This window comes from Reinekea blandensis MED297, from assembly GCF_000153185.1.
Taxonomy (GTDB): Bacteria; Pseudomonadota; Gammaproteobacteria; order Pseudomonadales; family Natronospirillaceae; genus Reinekea; species Reinekea blandensis.
This window is the reverse complement of the sequence record NZ_CH724152.1, coordinates 199,942-216,753: the sequence shown is the minus strand read 5'-3', so window position 1 is coordinate 216,753 and position 16,812 is coordinate 199,942. Positions and strand designations below refer to the sequence as shown.

The following is a 16,812-nucleotide window of genomic DNA, read 5'->3' as shown; positions in this document are numbered from 1 at the left end:
CGACAGCCGGTAAGGCGATTAATCGTTGCCGGTCGGTTAATGGTTTGCTCAGAGAGACCGCTGATAGGCCAGCAAGGTCATGGCCTTTTTGTTGATGTGGACGATTTCGGGCACTGTGTTCTGTTGAACAAAACCCAGCCGCTGTAAGGTTTTGCTGGACGCGATGTTTTCTTTCAGGGCCGATGCTGTCAACGTTTTTAAGCCCAGCGTCCGGGCTTCATCGACCAACAGGGACGCAAAAGGGAACGCCAGTCCGCGACCGGTGAAGGCCTGACCAATACGATAGCCGACATCGGCGGTACCCTCCTGTAGGGTCGTCAGGTTAAAGCGTCCGACCAGTGAATCGCCAAGATACCCCAGAAAGTAGCCGGCACGTCCATCGCGCATCTCAGCACGCAGACGATCACACTGAGTACAGAAGCTGTCATAGTGTTGATAACTGTCCGGACGAGGGGGTACCCACTGTTCAAACCAGTTTTTGTTACTCTGTTCGAAATCAAACAGGGCGGGGTAGTCTGTGGTACTCAATTTGCACAAGGTTGGTGCGTGATTTTTTGTCATTTTTTCAGAATCTGTCATTTGGCGTCCGCTTCAACTTCAAAGATGGAATCGATGATCAGCGGCAGATTGCCGCGAACGGACATCGCGCCAAAAACGGATCGGGCATGACGGCCTTTTTCGCCAAAGACCTCGGTCATCAGGTCGGAGCAGCCATCCAGTACTTTAGGGTGTTGTTCAAAGTCAGCCGTGGCATTGATAAATCCCTGCAGCTTGACCACTCTGGCAACGCGATCGAGACTGCCGAGCTCGAGCTGTACCGCGGCCAGAATGTCTAAACCGGTCAGGCGCGCAAACTGATAGCCTTCTTCGACGCTGAACTGTGCACCAAGTTTCCCTTTCGGAGGTGATACGAATCCCGATACCGGGCCTTTACCGGCCACAAACAGCAAATTTCCGGTCTGCACGCAATTGGCATAACTGCCTTGTGGTTGGCTCGCGGTTGGTAAGCTCAGGCCCAGTGAGGCTAAGCGGGCTTCAATTGACATGGCGGCGGTGTCCTTGCGGGTTAATCGACCTCAATTTGAACACGGATCGAGAGCGGATGACAACGAACGGCAACCGTCTCCATGTTCTGCTGATGCAATCGTACCAACCGATGCAGACCGTCCAGTATAAAATACCGGCCATTGTGCCGGATAAAGTCGATGGGGTAACGCAGGTCCGCCTTTTCCAGTCGCTGTTGCTGGTGAGGGTAGCGGTCCGGGTCTGCCAACACCTGATTCGGCGTCAGATCGAAAAGCATGCCGGCGTTAGGCCGGGAGCTCCAGAAGGGCAAATCAAACAGGTCAAGAAAGGTGGACATAGGGTGGGTTTCAACGACCGCGTTCAGCGCCCAGAGCCGTTTCACATCCCAGTTAAAGGGCAGCAGATGATTGGTTAAGGCCGGTGGCACTGTCTTTGGCATGACGCGGGTTACCCCGAATATGAATCACCGTCGATCGGTCTGACCGACGGTGATGGGGTCTCAGAGTTCGGCGTTGTGGTAGACGTTCTGAACGTCATCAAGGAACGTCAGCAAGTCGACCAGCTTCTGAAACTGCTCCGCGTCTTCATCACCAAGGCTGATGGTGTCTTGCGGCACGAACTGGATTTCTTCGACCTCAAAGTCCGCCTCGAAAGCCGATTTCAGCGCGTTACGCACGGCCGCAAACTCGGTATGGGGTGCAAAGACCGTCACTTTGCCATCTTCGCATTCCACATCGGTCACATCGACATCGGCTTCCAGCAGCGCTTCCAATACGGCTTCTTCATCGTCACCGGCAAAGGAAAAGATCGCGCTGTGATCAAACATGTGGCTGACCGCGCCCTGGACTGCCAGTTTGGCTTTGGCTTTTTTGAAGGCGGCGTTCACGTCACCGTAGGTTCGGTTCGGGTTGTCGGTCAGGCAATCCACAATCACCATGACATTGCCGGGACCAAAGCCTTCATATCGGGCCACTGAGTAATCTTCACCGCCACCGCCGGCTGCTTTATCGAGCGCTTTCTGAATGACGTGCGCTGGCACCTGATCTTTTTTGGCGCGTTCCAGCAGGCTGGAGAGAGCCAGGTTGCCATCTGGGTCGGTGCCACCGGATTTGGCGCACATGTAGAGTTCACGGCTGTATTTGCTGTAGATCTTGGACTTCATGTCCGAGGTTTTGGCAATGGATTCTTTGCGGTTTTGAAAGGCGCGGCCCATAACTAGCGTCCAGTGTTGTTTTGGAAAGCGCGCATTTTAGCTGTTTTCTCACCGGGGTTTCACGTTTTTATCGGCGAAATTGCGTCTCAGATCATCCCGGACGTCATTTTGCGTCGGACGGTTGAGTGCAAACCGGCAATCCGTCACGATAGACGGCTTGTGTATTTATCCGGAAATCACCATGACATCCTTATTTACCCCGCTTGAGTTACCGAACGGTCGTGTTTTGCCCAATCGCTTTATGTTGGCCCCGATGACCAATAAGCAAAGCCACGAAGATGGGACGCTCTCCGATGAAGAGCTTCATTGGTTGACGATGCGTGCGAAAGGCGGCTTTGGTGCCACCATGACCTGTGCGGCCAATGTGCAGGCCAACGGTAAAGGCTGGTCGGGTGAGTTGGGTGTTTATGAGGATGCACAGTTGCCCGGTCTTCAGCGTTTGGCGGAAGGTATACAGGCTCATGAAAGCCTGGCGCTGGTGCAGATCTTTCACGGTGGCTGCCGGGCTCCGGCCGAACTGATAGGGCAGCACCCGGTTGCACCATCGGACCATGCCGAAACCGGCGCTCGGGCATTGCGATTGGATGAGGTTATTCAGTTGCGTGATGATTTTATTGCCGCAGCGGTTCGTTGCCAGCGAGCCGGCTTTGATGGCGTTGAGCTGCACGGTGCGCACAATTACATTCTCTGCCAGTTCCTGAGTACTGAGTACAATCGCCGGACGGATGCCTATGGCGGATCGGCGGAGAACCGAAGTCGTTTGTTGCGTGAAGTGATCGCCGGTATTCGGCAGGCGTGCGGTAACGAGTTCATTGTTGGCGTGCGGCTGTCACCTGAAGGTTTCGGACTGGCGTTTGCCGAGATGCTGACGTTAAGCGAAAGCCTGATGCGCGAGGCCGGCATTGATTTTCTCGACATCAGTCTCTGGGATTGTTTCGGTTCTCCCAAAGATCCTGACTTTCAACACAAACGTTTGATTGACTGGTATGCGGAACTGCCGCGTTATGGCGTGCCGTTGGGTGTGGCCGGTAAGCTGCGGACGCCGGCGGACATTCAGCAAGCGATGGCAACCGGTGTGGATTTTGTCCTGCTTGGCCGGGCGGCGATTATTCATCACGACTTTCCCGCCCGTATGCAAGCGGATGAGCTGTTTGAGCCTCGCTCTTTGCCGGTCAGTCGGGCGACGTTGGCTGAAGAAGGCCTGTCGCCAACCTTTGTCGATTACATGGGTCGATGGGAAGGGTTTGTTGAGGGCTGATAAAACGTCAGCCCGTTGGTTTTACAACGTCAGCCAGTATAGAACGGCGCCTGCGGTGGCACTGAGACTGAAGCCGCTCAGCACGACCAAGTGTCGCATCAGGCGTGTCCGTTTCTGCATTCCGAAACGGGCCGTTTCACTGGGCAACAGCAGCTCAATGGGTTTTTCAGAATCGTAAATCAAGGTGGGTTTCCTGCGTTATTTGCGACGGCGGAAATCGGGACGCGGAATATATAGTCCCCGGCGTTCGCGTGCAATACAGACAGACGAATCTCCAAGCGTCTGCTGTGAATCCAGAGTCGTAAAAAAGCTACCCCTAGGGGTAGCTCTATTTTAGATACGTTAGAAAACCAGGAATCGATTAAGCCAGATCAAAGCGATCGGCGTTCATCACTTTGGTCCAGGCGGCAACAAAGTCGTTGACGAACTTGGCTTTCGCATCGTCTTGCGCATACACCTCTGCCAGTGCCCGCAATTGAGAGTTTGAACCGAACACCAGGTCAGCCCGGGTGGCGGTCCATTTCACCTGACCGGTGGCACGGTCCTTACCTTCAAACTCTTCGGCGTCGTCGTCCGTAGGCGCCCATTCAACACCCATGTCCGTCAGGTTGACGAAGAAGTCGTTACTCAGGACGCCAGGTTTATCGGTGAACACTCCATGCTGAGAATTACCATAATTGGCGCCGAGCACGCGCATCCCACCAACCAGCACGGTCATCTCCGGTGCGGTCAGCGTCAGCAGTTGTGCACGATCAAGCAGCAGTTCTTCCGTGGATACGCTGTAGCGTTTCTTCAGGTAGTTGCGGAAGCCATCGGCATGCGGTTCCATCACATCAAACGACTCGACATCGGTTTGTTCATCTGTTGCGTCCGTGCGACCGGGTGCAAACGTTACGTCGACCGCATGACCAGCGTCTTTCGCCGCTTTTTCAACGGCGGCGACACCACCAAGCACGATCAGGTCGGCCAGAGACACTCGCTTGTTACCGCTCTGGGCATCATTGAATGCGCTTTGAATGCTTTCCAATGTGCTCAGCACCTGCTGCAGTTGCGCTGGTTGATTCACTTCCCAATCTTTCTGTGGTGCCAGGCGAATGCGCGCGCCATTGGCACCTCCTCGGTGGTCCGATCCCCGGTAGGTCGACGCGGATGACCAGGCGGTATAGACCAGCTCAGAAACACTCAGACCGGAGTCCAGAATCGTTTGTTTCAGGTGTGCGATGTCTGCATCGTCAATCAGGTCGTGATCCACGGCTGGCACCGGGTCCTGCCAGATCAAATCTTCATCCGGCACTTCCGACCCCAGATACCGAACCTTCGGTCCCATGTCACGGTGGGTCAGTTTGAACCAGGCGCGGGCAAAAGCATCGGCAAACTCGTCCGGGTTTTTGTGGAAGTGTTCTGAGATTTTGCGGTACTCAGGGTCTTCCTTCATCGACATGTCGGCGGTGGTCATCATGATGCCCACTTTTGTAGCGGCATCTTCAGCGTCCGGCGCTTTGTCTTTGTCGGCCAGATTTTTCGGTACCCATTGGTTAGCACCGGCCGGGCTCTTAGTCACTTCCCAGTCGTAGCCGAACAACACATCGAAATAGCTCATATCCCATTGTGTCGGCGTAGGTGTCCAGGCGCCTTCCAGACCACTGGTGATGGTGTCACGGCCTTTGCCGCTGCCATGCGCGTTTTTCCAGCCGAAACCCATTTCTTCCATCGGTGCGGCTTCCGGCTCCGGTCCCACCAGCGCCGCATCCCCGGCTCCGTGGGTTTTACCAAAGGTGTGTCCGCCTGCGGTCAGCGCCACGGTTTCATAGTCATTCATGGCCATGCGGGCAAAGGTTTCGCGTACGTCCCGACCGGAGGCTTTCGGGTCTGGGTTGCCGTCCGGGCCTTCCGGGTTCACGTAGATGAGCCCCATCTGCACTGCGGCCAGTGGATCTTCCAGGTCGCGATCACCGCTGTAACGGTCGTTGCCCAGCCATTCGGTTTCTGTTCCCCAGTAGACGTCTTCTTCCGGTTCCCAGATGTCTTCGCGGCCGCCACCAAAGCCAAAGGTTTTCAAGCCCATGGACTCAATGGCGACATTGCCGGCCAGTACAAACAGGTCGGCCCATGACAGGCTGTTGCCATACTTTTTCTTCACCGGCCACAGTAGGCGGCGGGCTTTGTCGAGGTTGCCGTTGTCCGGCCAGCTGTTCAGTGGCGCAAAGCGCTGGTTGCCGGTGGACGCACCACCGCGGCCATCGGCGGTACGGTAAGTGCCGGCGGCATGCCAGGCCATGCGAATCATGAATGGACCATAGTGGCCATAGTCGGCTGGCCACCAATCCTGAGAATCGGTCATGACATGTTCGATGTCTTTTTTGACCTCGTCCAGATTCAGCTTTTTAAACGCTTCGGCATAGTCGAAGTCTTCGCCGAGCGGGTTCGATTTTTTATCGTTCTGATGCAGAATTTTCAGGTTCAGCTGATTCGGCCACCAATCTTTGTTTTGTGTGCCGCGTCCGCCGACTCGAGTATTGCCGCCGTGCATCACCGGGCATTTTCCAGCACTTTTTTGTTCGCTCATGGTTCACTCCTTTTCAGTGAGAGTTGGCAGGGATCAGATACGGCTCTCGATCTCTTGCCGGTTTCGATAGATACACGATAGACCTGATTATTGATTAAGTAATGCAATAAAAATTGAAGGCGTTAATCGGTTTTATCTATCGTAAAGGAAATGGCGCTGGGAGCGGGAGTGGAGGGATTGACGGAGATCAATGGTCAGTATTTGGTCTGAAATTTGCGTTAGCGATTCTTAAAAAAAAAGGGGGCTCGCAGAGCCCCAAAGGTCGAGGAGTACTGAACCTCAGAAAGAGGCTCAATGCCGGCTGCAGAGCCTCCGCCGGCCCGAGGACAACATCGGGATATCTAAAAAGTGCATAGCATCCTTGCTATGACGGTTACCGGTTTTCCCTGACCGGTCCATTCGATGTTACAGCGAGAGCAGCCAGTCCTGTCGTGGGGTCTGCGCACGCTGATAGGCTTCATCAAACAACGAAGCTTGCTGCTGTGTCATGGGTGTCCAGGTGGCATCCGGCCAACTGTGACGAATGTTGTTCAGTTCCGGAACCCAGATATCTTCACTGCTTTCATTGACTGCGCCCCAGGCCAGTACGGTTTTGGATGCGAGGCTGCTGGCGATGACGCCGAGTGATGCCCGATAGCCAGGATTTTCACTGACAAACTTAAATACGGTGTTGATGGCTTGTGTCATGAATCTGCCTCCCTGAATTCCTTGTGAGGTGTTCCGTTGTTGTTTGACAGTGACTATAGGGTCAGCCGTCGCTTGGAGCCAGAACCATCGATAAAGTAGCCTCTGGCAATACGGAAGGTCGCATCTGGCTATCCATCCTTGTCTTAATGGTGAGTACCAAGGCCGCCGACACGGCGGGCGGCCCGAGGAAAGGGTCATTCAGACCAATGATCAGCAACACGCTGGTAATGTGCCAGGCAGTCCGCATTGGCGAGGGCGGTCAGGTTTTTCGGTGACTCGCCACGTAGGATCTGAGTCACGGCCAGTTCAACTTTTTTGCCGGAACGGGTGTAGGGAATGGCCGGAACCTCAATGATGAAGCGGGGCACATGTCGGGGGGTCGTGTTTTGGCGGATTTTGCCGGCAATGGTTGTTTTCAACTCGTCGGTCAGGGTGACACCTTCGGAAAGCACCACAAACAGGACCACGTCCATGTCATCGCCGTTGGGCCGTCCGACCACCAGTGAGTCCTGCACCGCGTCGATCAGTTCCACCTGGCGATAGATTTCGGCGGTGCCAATGCGCACGCCACCAGGGTTCAGCGTGGTATCGCTGCGACCCAGGATCACCACCTGCCCCTGCGCGTCGATGGTGCAAAAGTCTCCGTGCGCCCAGACTCCAGGGAAGCGTTCGAAATAGGCCGCACGATATCGTTGTTGGTCGTCGTCTTTCCAGAATCCCAGTGGCATACAGGGGGCCGGGCGGGTACAGACCAACTCGCCGCGCTGATCTATCAGGGGCTTTCCTTCGTCACTCCAGGACTCCACGGCCATCCCCAGATTGGCTGCCTGAATTTTACCTTTGACCACTGGCGACCAGGGGTTGCCGCCGACGAAACAGGAGACGATGTCCGTGCCTCCGGATATGGAATGCAACAGCACATCCGGTTTCACCTCTTGGTATACCCAGTCGAAATCCTCCGGTGCCAGCGGCGAACCCGTTGAGAAGATCACCTGTAAGGCTGGTAGCTCAGGAATGGACAGATTCTGCTTGCGACACGCCGAGAGGTATTTGGCGCTGGTGCCAAAGTGAGTGATACCCAGATTCGCGGCGTGTGCCCAGAGAACATCCGGAGTGGGTGCCATCGGGTTACCGTCGTACAAAACCAGGGTGGCACCGGTGACGAGGCCTGAGGCCAGCCAGTTCCACATCATCCAGCCGGTGGTGGTGAAATAGAAGAATACCGAATCCTGCCGGATGTCCCCATGCAGGCGCAGTTCTTTAATGTGTTGTAGCAGCGTACCGCCGGCACTGTGAACAATGCATTTGGGTTTGCCGGTGGTTCCGGACGAAAACAGGATATAAAGCGGATGGTCGAAGGGGAAACGGGTGACGTCCGGTGGTAGGCGTTGCCCGGATACGGCGTCGTCAAAGGCGGTTGTGTTCTCAGGCTGTGCCACGGTAGCCAGAACCGGGACGATGAGGGCGTGTTTGATGGAAGGGATGTCTTCCATCAGCGCCTGAATCACATCACTGCGATCAAAATCTTTGCCGCCATAACGATAGCCGTTACCGGCGATCAGCACCTTAGGCTCGATCTGACCAAAGCGGTCCAGTGCCCCTTCCCGACCAAAATCCGGAGACGCGGATGACCAGGTGGCACCCAGCCAGGTCGTGGCTAACATACCAATGAGGGCTTCCGGTGTGTTGCCGAGATAGGCGCAGACGCGATCGCCCGGTTGCACATCGCATTCCTGTTTCAGGTAAGCCGCGAGCTGCATGACCTGGTGGCGCAGCTCGCCGTAGCTGAGTCGGCTTTCCCCGCGGGATTCGCTGAGATTGATCAAGGCGGTCTGTTCATCGTGGCCGTGAGCCAGCAGGTTTTCAGCAAAGTTCAGTTGAGCGTCCGGAAACCAGCGAGCGCCGGGCATCTGATTGGACGTCAGCACGGTATCGCCCGGCTCACCGATTACCCCGCCAAATTGCCAGACCTGACGCCAAAAGGTGTCCAGATGGGTGATGCTGTATTGATGAAGCGACGGGTAGTCGGGGAACGGTTGGTCCGTGGCAGCCGTTAGCTGTTGGCTGAAGGCCGTCAGCTGGCTTTTCGCCATTTGCTGTTCACTTGGCTGATAAAGCAGATCAGACATAACACTCTCTTTTATTCTTGTTGAGTTATGACGCCGTACCCTACCGCGCAGGCAAAATCAGGGGAATAGTCGGTTGGTACGAGGCGAACATCTGCGTCCTGATGGGGTGTCAGGCGGCGCTTACAGTCTCAGTTGTCAGGTCGTGGAATGCGGATCGTGCAACGCAACCCGCCCAGCGGCGACTCACTCAACTCCAGCTGACCGTTCAACCAGCGTTCCGTGTAGTGTTGGGTGACGTTTAAGCCGGTACCTAAATACTCGTTGGGTTTTGAGGTCACAAAGAGCTTCAGGACTTCTTCGTACTGATCCGGCTCCAACCCAATCCCTGAGTCTTCGACATGCACGCACAGTAATCGATCGGATTGTTCAAGGGTGACGCAGGCCCGCCCACCGGTACTCTTTTCCAGGCCGTGACACAACGCGTTGGTGAGCAGCTCTTTAACCAGCTGCGTTAAGAGAATGAGCGGTAAAGCAATGTCATCCTCGGGCGTATTGGTGTGTATCTCAAGTTCGTGGGGGGTGGTACGAAACAGCGGGTTGAACTGGTTTTGCCAATAGTGCTGAACGACAGAAGCCTCCAAGGTTTGAATGTCGTTTTCGGTGGCTTCGTGCACCTTTTGGTCGAAGTAGCGATAAATCCGTGACAGCTGATTGGCCGATTTTTGTGCCGACGCCAGCAATGCCTGATCCGAGTCGGCAAACTGCGTTGATGACAGCAGCGAGACAAAATTTACCAGATTGCCAACCGCCCGGGCACTCATGGGCACCAAACCACTGAGTCGCTCGGCCAGTTGCACCAGGCGGCGACTGCCGGCGATCTGAGCTTCCAGTTGTGAGACCCGGTCCAGAGCTGACAGGGTTTGGTTCTCATGACTGACCAATGAGTCGAGCGCGTCGATCAGGGTGTCTTCAATCTGACTGTGTATGATGAGTTGGCCCAGCGCATTCGAGAAGCTCTGGATAACATGAAATTGTTCATCGGTGATGGGTTGATGGTGAATCAGGTTGTCCACAAACAGCCAGCCGTGCAGTTCCTCACCGGAGAATATCGCTGCCTGCAAGTGCCAGCCGGTGCCGACGGTCTGCCCGAGCTCCTTTAGGGGCGCATCCTCCGTGAGGCGAATATGCGGGTCTGACGCCTGTACGATCAAATGCTTTTCCATGGGCGCGCGATAATCACGCTCGTCACGCAGTTGCCCGTTGGCATCGTTGCCCCAGGTTCCCACAATCTGATTGGCTGACCGGTCGTAGAGAAAGATGCCGGCTCGATCAAAACCCAGTTGTTGCTGGGCAGCCAATACGGCCTGTCGATAGAGATCATCGGCGCTGCGGGCTTGTTTGAGCCGTTCAAAGGCGTTGTTGAGTCGTTCCAGATACGTCATTCATACTCCTCGGATGACTGATGACACTCAGTGCATAACGACGCTTGCGGTCCACCCTCCCAACCATACACCCGGCGCACGTGGTGTGCCGATGGGTAGAGGTTATGTTTGCACAGGTCCTGATGCCTGCAAAGTCGCTCAACGGTTTTTTGCCGTCATGCCTTAAAGTCTTCAGTGACTGGCCGATACAGCGTTTGGGACCTGTAAAAAGCAGTATAGGGGCCGACCGGAAAAAGTGACAATCCGTTTGCCAAGGCGGAGGTTGCTGTCTAATCTGAAAGTGCGGTGAGTAAGGGGTTATAAAGATGGCATCATTAGAAATGTGGGTCGTTGTTCAGTTGAACGGTGAGCCTTTGGCGTTTCCGGCAACCCTGATCAAAGAAGTGGTCCCCTGGCTACCGCTGAACCCGGTGCCTAGTCATGCGGTTGGTGTGAAAGGCCTGATCAGTCTGCGTGGTGAAACACTGGCCGTGATGGATGTGCTTGAAATGAACGGGGCCGGCGTCGTCGAAGACCCCAGCTTTATGTTGGTGTTGGATTTCCCGGAAAGCCGGGTTGGTCTCGCCGTCGACAAGGTTGAAGGGGTGCAATACTTCAACGTCGATGACATGGACACCAACATGGCCGGTGGCTACATTCTCGGCACGATATCCCGGGATGAACGCCTGTATCAGTTGATCAATGCAACCGCTCTGGAGCAGTTAATGGCTCAGTTCACCGACGTGGCGACTTTAGACGGTATGGATTGATGGGCATGCCATTCCGCCTCCAGCAGTTCCAGTAACGCCAGTCGATCGGCTTCGCGTTCCCGGGTCCAGAAAAACGGATGCGTTTTACGGGCCCGACGATCAAACCAAAAGCGCCCGCTTTTCAACTTCCGGCCTTGTTCCAGGCACCAGAGAATCGTATCAGCGCCTTGCTCCGGAGTACGCAACCGATGCCCGAGCTTTTTAGTGAAGCCCGGCAATGCATCGGCCAGGGCCTGAGTGGCCACCCATCCCGGGTGAGAACAGGAAAACGTGAAGTTCTTAAATCGCTGTGCCATCAGCTCATTGAGAATCACCTGAGCGCGCTTGGCATTGGCATAGCTCTTCACTTTATCGTAATCGGTGCGTTGCCAGCTGAGATCCGAGAGATTGAGCTTTTGCAGATACATGCCGCCACTGGCGACCCAGTGAACCGGGCTTAACGGCTTCAGGCTGCCTTCAGTGATGAGCCGGCGTACCAATAGGAAATGGCCGACCACCTGTGAGGCGAAAATGACATCAAACCGGTCTTCGACAACCTGCAGTTTGTCTGGCATTCCCCCCGCGTTCAGCACCACGCCATCGTATACCGACAGATCAGCGGCCATGACGGCGTTGAAGTCAGCCAGATCCAACGGCAAAAAACGAACTCGGGAATGGTGGCCGAAATTGGCCCGGTAGTCGCGATCTGAGCGTGCACTGACCGTAACTTCAGCACCGTAGGCCAGCAAACCTTCGGTAATGGCCTGACCAATACCGCGTGTGCCTCCGGTAACCAGGAAGTGCTTACCGGCTAACGAGGTTGCATTCAGTTCAGAAAAATGACGGGCGTGACGTTCATAGCCGCTTCGGTCAAAGGAATACACCACGCTGTAGTCTTTCAAGGTATCGAGCATCTTTAGATGACCAATGTCAGGTTACTGTTCATAGCGGGTTGTACGAAAAATGGACCGGATTGGTTCATGCATTTTGTTTGCACATTTTCCTGATAAGCTGACAACTTCGTTGTCTGCCGGTTACTGCTCCCATGTTTAATTCCATTCGCGTGAAGTTGTTCAGCCTCATTGTCCTGGGCAATGTACTGATGGTGGGACTGTTGATGGCATTGAACGCGGCCAGCTTTAGCCGAAGCTTTTCTGACTATATCGCACAGCAGGAAGGGCGTCGGTTACAGCCATTGATTGAGAACATTGCTGAAGAGTATCAACGGCAGGGTGATTGGCGTTGGGTCGGGTGGGATAAGCCGACCTGGGTTCGGGTCGTTCAATCATCCATGTCCCGTCGGGAAATGCGCTTGATCGACCGATTCTCCAAAGACCGGATGCCGGGGCCACCGATGAACGGAGGCTATTTTGATCGACTGGTTCTGCGTGAAGCAGGAACCGATGATCTACTGCTGGGGGCGGCTGGCCGGAAAGATCAGCATGTATGGATACCGGTGACGTCAACGAGCTCTGCTCAGCCGATCGCCTACCTTGGGTTTGTTCCATCGGCGCGATTGGACAGCCGTTTTGATGATCTGTTTGCCCGTCAGCAGCAACGGCAGTTAGTGATCATTGGACTCGCCGGAATTCTGATTGCCGGATTGTTAGCGATCCCTTTCTCCGGTTGGCTCGTGCGGCCGATTCAACGATTGAGTGGCGCGGTACGCGAAATGACGCAGGGCGATCTGTCGGTCTCCGTTCCCGAGGAGCGCCGGGATGAACTGGGCCGGCTGGCGGCCGATTTTAATCGCCTAGCGCGCGCGTTGCAGAAAAATCAGCAAGACCGTCAACAATTGGTCAGCGATATTGCGCACGAACTGCGAACGCCGGTTGCCATCTTTCTTGCTGACATTGAGGCCGCCCAGGATGGGGTTCGGCAGGTGGATGAAGCTTGGCTGGTATCCATGCATGCGCAGGTGGTGCGCTTAACCCAGTTGGTCAACGATCTGCACCAGCTATCGCAATCGGATGCCGGTGCGCTGAGTTATCGGTTTGACCGGGTTGATCTGACAGAACAGCTGAACGGGTTTCTGGAACGCAGTTTTCCGGTGTCGGACAGTGACGGCTTAACCTTACAATGGGTGCCGCCTGCGCAACCGCTCTGGGTTCGGGCCGATCAGGCCCGTTTGACGCAACTGTTCAACAATCTGCTGCAAAATACTCTGCGCTATACGGATCGTCCCGGAACCTTGCATGTTCGTCTGGACAGGGCCGGGGGGCAGGTGAAACTGAACTGGGAAGACTCGTATCCCGGGGTGGGTGACGATGATTTGCCGCGCCTGTTTGACCGGCTGTATCGGGTGGAATCATCACGTTCGCGAGACAGTGGTGGCGCGGGCCTGGGGTTGGCCATCGTGGCGAACATCGTGACGGCGCACGACGGCCACATCCAGGCCTTGCACAGTGCCGCGGGCGGTTTGCGCATTGAGCTGACGTTACCGGATTATGAGGATTTCAAAGCATGAGCCACATTGTCATTGTTGAAGATGAACGCCAACTGGCTGAACTGGAACGCGATTACCTGAAGGCGGCCGGTTACGAGGTGACGCTGTTCGACCGGGGCGACACCGCTCAGCAATGGTTAGAAACGCATGAACCGGATCTGCTGGTGCTCGATCTGATGCTTCCGGGGCTCGATGGTCTGGAACTGTGCCGGAATCTGCGACGTCGCAGCACAGTGCCGATCATCATGACCACGGCCCGCGTCGAGGAAGTGGATCGTCTCATTGGCCTGGAAATCGGGGCCGATGACTATCTCTGCAAACCCTTCAGTTTGCGTGAGCTGGTGGCCCGGGTGAAAGTGATCTTGCGACGCACGCATCCGGAAGCTGCTCCGCCGGTTTCGTTGAATCCCATATTGAACGAAGCCCTCGCGATGGTGGAGTTGGGCAGCCACAGTGTCGAACTGACCCAAGTGGAAGTCCGTCTGCTTGCGTTGCTGCAAAACCATCCAAGACGGATTTTTTCACGTGATCAGATCATTGATCATATCTATGAAGACCGGCGCATCGTGTCGGATCGGACCGTCGACAGTCATATTAAGAAACTGCGTCGTAAGCTGCAGCAACTCAGCGAGGATCACGATTTCATCCATTCTGTGTACGGGGCGGGTTACCGTTATCACCCCAGAGCCTAGCAGCCTGTTGAAACAGGCTGCTCTTGCCTGCTTTGTCAGCGGGGTGTCATTGCACATTTCGTCCATATTGTTTGCGCAATTGAATCCGATACTGGGTCTTATCCAAAGGCAACCGGCCTTTGCTAATCATCGATCAGGAGATTAACCATGACCTCGTTCAAGAAACAATTTATTGCCGCAACCGTGGTTGCAACGTTGGCACTGGGCGCAGGCTCGGCCTATGCCTTTAATGGTGGCGGACGCGGACAGGTGGATGCCGCCGAGCGATTCGATTACATCTTCACCCAATTGGAACTGACGGACGCGCAGCGAACCGAGGTGTTGGCCGTTCTTGAAGCCAATTGGGACGCTCAGCGTGATGCCATGTGGGAAGTTCGCCAGAGCCTGATGGACCGAGAAGAGCGCCCAAGCTATGAAGAAATGCAGGCGATTCGTGACGCCCATCAGGCCGACATGACGCAACAGTTGACCGATGAGTTGAACGTCATCCTCAGACCCGACGTCACAGCGGAGTTCATTGAGTACATGGAAGCGCATCGCGGTGGCTTTGGTCCGGGTAGTCGGGGCGGCATGGGCGAACGCGGCGGTCCTGGTAAGCGCTGAGTTAAAATCCCCCCCAATGGATTCCTATTGTTTTTTTTGACCGGGCTTAGCCCGGTTTTTTAGCTTTTTTACTGACCCAGCATCACGCATCGATCATTCTAACCGCTATACTTCAGCAACCGGTTTAGCCGCCGATAACCTATCCACAGAACGGTGTCAGAGGGCAGTTTTCACAGTGAGTTCAAAAGCGCAGCACGCACAGGGGTTGCTCCTGTTCCGGTTACACAACGATCGGCAGTTTGCCTTGGGTACGTTGAAAATCCGGGAGCTGGTGCCGTTTCGGAAAGTCACCCCGATGATACAGTCTCAACCCGGTGTCAAAGGGGCACTGACGATTCGTGGTCAGACCATTCCCATCGTGGATATGGCGGAGGTTGTGGGCAACGGCCCGATTCCAGAAGATCGCTTGGACGATGCTTTTATTGTCGTCACCGACTGTCAGCGAAAAACCGTGGGGTTTCTGGTCAGCCGGATTGATCGCATCATCGAGACCAATTGGCGAAACATTCAGTCGCCGTCCAAGTCGCTGGGGCCGAATGTGTTCATCACCGGTACGGTCGAGGTGGACGAGAAGCTGGTCCAGCTCATGGACGTTGAACTGTTATTGGAACGGGTATATCCCAGCACCAATACCCGCGTGTCGGTGACAGATGTCGATCGTGAACGGCTAAAGCCGCTGAATATCCTGGTGGTGGACGATTCGCGCACAGCCAGAAAACAGCTGACGGATGTGCTCAGCGCGCTGAACATTCCTTTTGCAGTGACTGATAACGGTCAGAAAGCACTGGACCTGATGCATGAGCGGGCCAATCAGGGGGAGGCTGTCGACATTCTGGTCAGTGACATTGAAATGCCCGGGTTGGACGGCTATGAACTGACGTTTGAAGTGCGCAGTGCACCGCCGCTGGCCAAAGCCTACATTATCCTGCATACCTCAATTTCCAGCGAGATTTCCGTTTCTCAGGCCAAACAGGTCGGTGCCGACGAAGCACTGACCAAGTTTGATGCCAAAGAGTTGGTGATGTCGATGCTGCGGGGGGCGGAACGGTTGAGTCAACAGCCCGGGAGTTAACCGAGTTCAGTCACGCATGTTGTTGAACTGAAGGTCCTGTTCGATCTTCTTTTCATCTCGTAAGAGCTGCATCACACCCTGGAGATCATCGCGTTTTTTGCCTTCAACGCGGACCTTTTCGCCCTGAATATTGGCTTTCACTTTCAGTCCGCTTTCTTTGATGCGTTTGACAATGAGTTTGGCGGTTGGTGTCTCCAGTCCATTCTTGAACTTCATGTTCAGCGAGAAGGTTTTACCGGTATGGATCGGCGTGTCCTCGACCTCGGCAAAGGCAGCATTAATGCCACGCTTGATGCAGTTATTGGCGGCAATGTCCTGCAGCTGCCGAACCTGAAAGTCGGACTCACACTTCAGCGTGATGGTGTCATCGCCGGACAGCTCAATACTGGCGTCGACGCCCCGGAAATCAAAGCGGGTGGCAAGTTCACGGTTGGCGTTCTCAACCGCGTTTTTCAGTTCAGACTTTTCAACTTCAGAGACAATGTCAAAGGATGGCATCGCAGGGGTCCTGTGGGATCAGTAAAATTGGGATGCGCAAAGATTACGTGCCAGTGAGGCTCGGTGCAAGTGAACACCGCGCCCCGCGGCAGGTTAAGACTGGCCGTTCAGCGTCGTGGTTAATGCTTGACGACATTCTTCTTCCGCCCGCGCCAGGTCGGTCAGTGTTCGTTCGATATCGGCGCGTTGCTTTTCCAGCAGCGATCGGTGGTTGCGCAGTGTTTCCAGATACTGCTCCAGCTGCGGCACGGTATCTTCCGGTGTTTCATACAGGCTGACCAGCTGCGTGATTTCGTCGAGGCTGAACCCCAAACGCTTACCACGCAGGATAAGCTTCAGCCGGGCGCGATCGCCTTTGCTGTAGACTCGTCGCTGACCATCACGGGCAGGCTGCATCAGCCCTTTGTCTTCGTAAAAACGGATCGTGCGGGTGGTGATGTCGAATTCATCGGCCAGATCGCGAATGCTGTATTGGTCTGCGTCGTTCATTAATGTGCGGGTCTCGTTGATGC

18 protein-coding genes are annotated in these 16,812 nt (G+C 55.1%); 6 read left to right on the top strand and 12 right to left on the bottom strand.

The genetic code is table 11. The annotated features are described in order from the left end of the window. Positions 1-48: 48 nt before the first annotated feature. Genes MED297_RS12645 through MED297_RS12630 form a run of 4 tightly spaced genes read right to left on the bottom strand, consistent with a single transcriptional unit; the run spans position 49 to position 2,239 of the window. On the bottom strand, positions 49-561 hold the full coding sequence (locus MED297_RS12645) for a GNAT family N-acetyltransferase (RefSeq protein WP_161599302.1): 513 nt from the start codon (positions 559-561) through the stop codon (positions 49-51). A 14-nt stretch (positions 562-575) separates the two neighbouring features. Then, the gene (locus MED297_RS12640) at positions 576-1,046 is read right to left on the bottom strand and encodes a RidA family protein (protein WP_008045491.1); all 471 of its coding nucleotides are present in this window, start codon (positions 1,044-1,046) and stop codon (positions 576-578) included. Between the two features lie 20 nt (positions 1,047-1,066). Then, positions 1,067-1,465, bottom strand: coding sequence for a ParB N-terminal domain-containing protein (locus tag MED297_RS12635; protein ID WP_008045489.1), 399 nt, complete (start codon positions 1,463-1,465; stop codon positions 1,067-1,069). Positions 1,466-1,525: 60 nt separating this feature from the next. Further along, entirely contained in the window at positions 1,526-2,239 is a 714-nt protein-coding gene (locus MED297_RS12630) for a YebC/PmpR family DNA-binding transcriptional regulator (protein ID WP_008045480.1), read from the bottom strand. 181 nt (positions 2,240-2,420) lie between these two features. Here MED297_RS12630 and MED297_RS12625 point away from each other — a divergent pair, with 181 nt between their 5' ends. After that, a complete protein-coding gene (locus tag MED297_RS12625; protein ID WP_008045479.1) occupies positions 2,421-3,497 on the top strand; it encodes an NADH:flavin oxidoreductase in 1,077 nt (358 codons plus the stop codon). Positions 3,498-3,518: 21 nt separating this feature from the next. Here MED297_RS12625 and MED297_RS22095 read toward each other — a convergent pair whose 3' ends face one another. The 5 genes from MED297_RS22095 to MED297_RS12605 form a co-directional block, all read right to left on the bottom strand. Continuing rightward, complete coding sequence (locus tag MED297_RS22095) at positions 3,519-3,680, bottom strand: hypothetical protein (protein WP_008045478.1); 162 nt, start codon at positions 3,678-3,680, stop codon at positions 3,519-3,521. A gap of 178 nt (positions 3,681-3,858) precedes the next feature. Next, entirely contained in the window at positions 3,859-6,063 is a 2,205-nt protein-coding gene (gene katG / locus MED297_RS12620; protein ID WP_008045477.1) for a catalase/peroxidase HPI, read from the bottom strand. Positions 6,064-6,468: 405 nt separating this feature from the next. Next, positions 6,469-6,750 carry a hypothetical protein gene (locus tag MED297_RS12615; protein ID WP_008045476.1) on the bottom strand — a complete coding sequence of 94 codons (282 nt, stop codon included), beginning with the start codon at positions 6,748-6,750 and terminating at the stop codon, positions 6,469-6,471. A 194-nt stretch (positions 6,751-6,944) separates the two neighbouring features. Continuing rightward, positions 6,945-8,879: an acetoacetate--CoA ligase gene (locus MED297_RS12610; RefSeq protein ID WP_008045475.1), complete on the bottom strand. Its 1,935-nt coding sequence runs from the start codon at positions 8,877-8,879 to the stop codon at positions 6,945-6,947. 128 nt (positions 8,880-9,007) lie between these two features. Further along, positions 9,008-10,261, bottom strand: coding sequence for a sensor histidine kinase (locus MED297_RS12605; protein WP_008045474.1), 1,254 nt, complete (start codon positions 10,259-10,261; stop codon positions 9,008-9,010). Between the two features lie 305 nt (positions 10,262-10,566). On the opposite strand from MED297_RS12605, the gene MED297_RS12600 reads away from it, so the two are divergent. Then, positions 10,567-11,010 (top strand): chemotaxis protein CheW, encoded by a 444-nt coding sequence (locus tag MED297_RS12600; RefSeq protein WP_040557207.1) that lies wholly within the window; start codon positions 10,567-10,569, stop codon positions 11,008-11,010. Here MED297_RS12600 and MED297_RS12595 read toward each other — a convergent pair. Beyond that, entirely contained in the window at positions 10,971-11,903 is a 933-nt protein-coding gene (locus MED297_RS12595) for an SDR family NAD(P)-dependent oxidoreductase (RefSeq protein WP_008045472.1), read from the bottom strand. The two genes, MED297_RS12600 and MED297_RS12595, sit on opposite strands and share 40 nt — an antisense overlap. Before the next feature lie 131 nt (positions 11,904-12,034). Between MED297_RS12595 and MED297_RS12590 the strand changes: the two genes are divergently transcribed. From MED297_RS12590 to MED297_RS12575, 4 genes are all read left to right on the top strand, one after another. Further along, complete coding sequence (locus MED297_RS12590) at positions 12,035-13,456, top strand: ATP-binding protein (RefSeq protein WP_008045471.1); 1,422 nt, start codon at positions 12,035-12,037, stop codon at positions 13,454-13,456. Continuing rightward, on the top strand, positions 13,453-14,127 hold the full coding sequence (locus tag MED297_RS12585) for a response regulator (RefSeq protein WP_008045470.1): 675 nt from the start codon (positions 13,453-13,455) through the stop codon (positions 14,125-14,127). Before MED297_RS12590 ends, MED297_RS12585 begins: the two co-directional genes overlap by 4 nt. 147 nt (positions 14,128-14,274) lie before the next feature. Next, on the top strand, positions 14,275-14,730 hold the full coding sequence (locus tag MED297_RS12580) for a hypothetical protein (protein WP_008045468.1): 456 nt from the start codon (positions 14,275-14,277) through the stop codon (positions 14,728-14,730). Positions 14,731-14,905: 175 nt separating this feature from the next. Further along, on the top strand, positions 14,906-15,802 hold the full coding sequence (locus MED297_RS12575; protein WP_008045466.1) for a chemotaxis protein: 897 nt from the start codon (positions 14,906-14,908) through the stop codon (positions 15,800-15,802). A 6-nt stretch (positions 15,803-15,808) separates the two neighbouring features. Here MED297_RS12575 and MED297_RS12570 read toward each other — a convergent pair whose 3' ends face one another. Next, on the bottom strand, positions 15,809-16,300 hold the full coding sequence (locus MED297_RS12570) for a YajQ family cyclic di-GMP-binding protein (protein ID WP_008045464.1): 492 nt from the start codon (positions 16,298-16,300) through the stop codon (positions 15,809-15,811). Between the two features lie 93 nt (positions 16,301-16,393). Continuing rightward, a complete protein-coding gene (locus MED297_RS12565; RefSeq protein WP_008045462.1) occupies positions 16,394-16,789 on the bottom strand; it encodes a MerR family transcriptional regulator in 396 nt (131 codons plus the stop codon). Between the last annotated feature and the right edge of the window lie 23 nt (positions 16,790-16,812).

Excerpts from the sequence above, each read along its gene's own strand:
- MED297_RS12645 (WP_161599302.1), bottom strand. The coding sequence starts at position 561 with ATGACAAAAAATCACGCACCAACCTTGTGCAAATTGAGTACCACAGAC.
- MED297_RS12640 (WP_008045491.1), bottom strand. The coding sequence starts at position 1,046 with ATGTCAATTGAAGCCCGCTTAGCCTCACTGGGCCTGAGCTTACCAACC.
- MED297_RS12635 (WP_008045489.1), bottom strand. The coding sequence starts at position 1,465 with ATGCCAAAGACAGTGCCACCGGCCTTAACCAATCATCTGCTGCCCTTT.
- MED297_RS12630 (WP_008045480.1), bottom strand. The coding sequence starts at position 2,239 with ATGGGCCGCGCCTTTCAAAACCGCAAAGAATCCATTGCCAAAACCTCG.
- MED297_RS12625 (WP_008045479.1), top strand. The coding sequence starts at position 2,421 with ATGACATCCTTATTTACCCCGCTTGAGTTACCGAACGGTCGTGTTTTG.
- katG (WP_008045477.1), bottom strand. The coding sequence starts at position 6,063 with ATGAGCGAACAAAAAAGTGCTGGAAAATGCCCGGTGATGCACGGCGGC.
- MED297_RS12615 (WP_008045476.1), bottom strand. The coding sequence starts at position 6,750 with ATGACACAAGCCATCAACACCGTATTTAAGTTTGTCAGTGAAAATCCT.
- MED297_RS12610 (WP_008045475.1), bottom strand. The coding sequence starts at position 8,879 with ATGTCTGATCTGCTTTATCAGCCAAGTGAACAGCAAATGGCGAAAAGC.
- MED297_RS12605 (WP_008045474.1), bottom strand. The coding sequence starts at position 10,261 with ATGACGTATCTGGAACGACTCAACAACGCCTTTGAACGGCTCAAACAA.
- MED297_RS12600 (WP_040557207.1), top strand. The coding sequence starts at position 10,567 with ATGGCATCATTAGAAATGTGGGTCGTTGTTCAGTTGAACGGTGAGCCT.
- MED297_RS12595 (WP_008045472.1), bottom strand. The coding sequence starts at position 11,903 with ATGCTCGATACCTTGAAAGACTACAGCGTGGTGTATTCCTTTGACCGA.
- MED297_RS12590 (WP_008045471.1), top strand. The coding sequence starts at position 12,035 with ATGTTTAATTCCATTCGCGTGAAGTTGTTCAGCCTCATTGTCCTGGGC.
- MED297_RS12585 (WP_008045470.1), top strand. The coding sequence starts at position 13,453 with ATGAGCCACATTGTCATTGTTGAAGATGAACGCCAACTGGCTGAACTG.
- MED297_RS12580 (WP_008045468.1), top strand. The coding sequence starts at position 14,275 with ATGACCTCGTTCAAGAAACAATTTATTGCCGCAACCGTGGTTGCAACG.
- MED297_RS12570 (WP_008045464.1), bottom strand. The coding sequence starts at position 16,300 with ATGCCATCCTTTGACATTGTCTCTGAAGTTGAAAAGTCTGAACTGAAA.
- MED297_RS12565 (WP_008045462.1), bottom strand. The coding sequence starts at position 16,789 with ATGAACGACGCAGACCAATACAGCATTCGCGATCTGGCCGATGAATTC.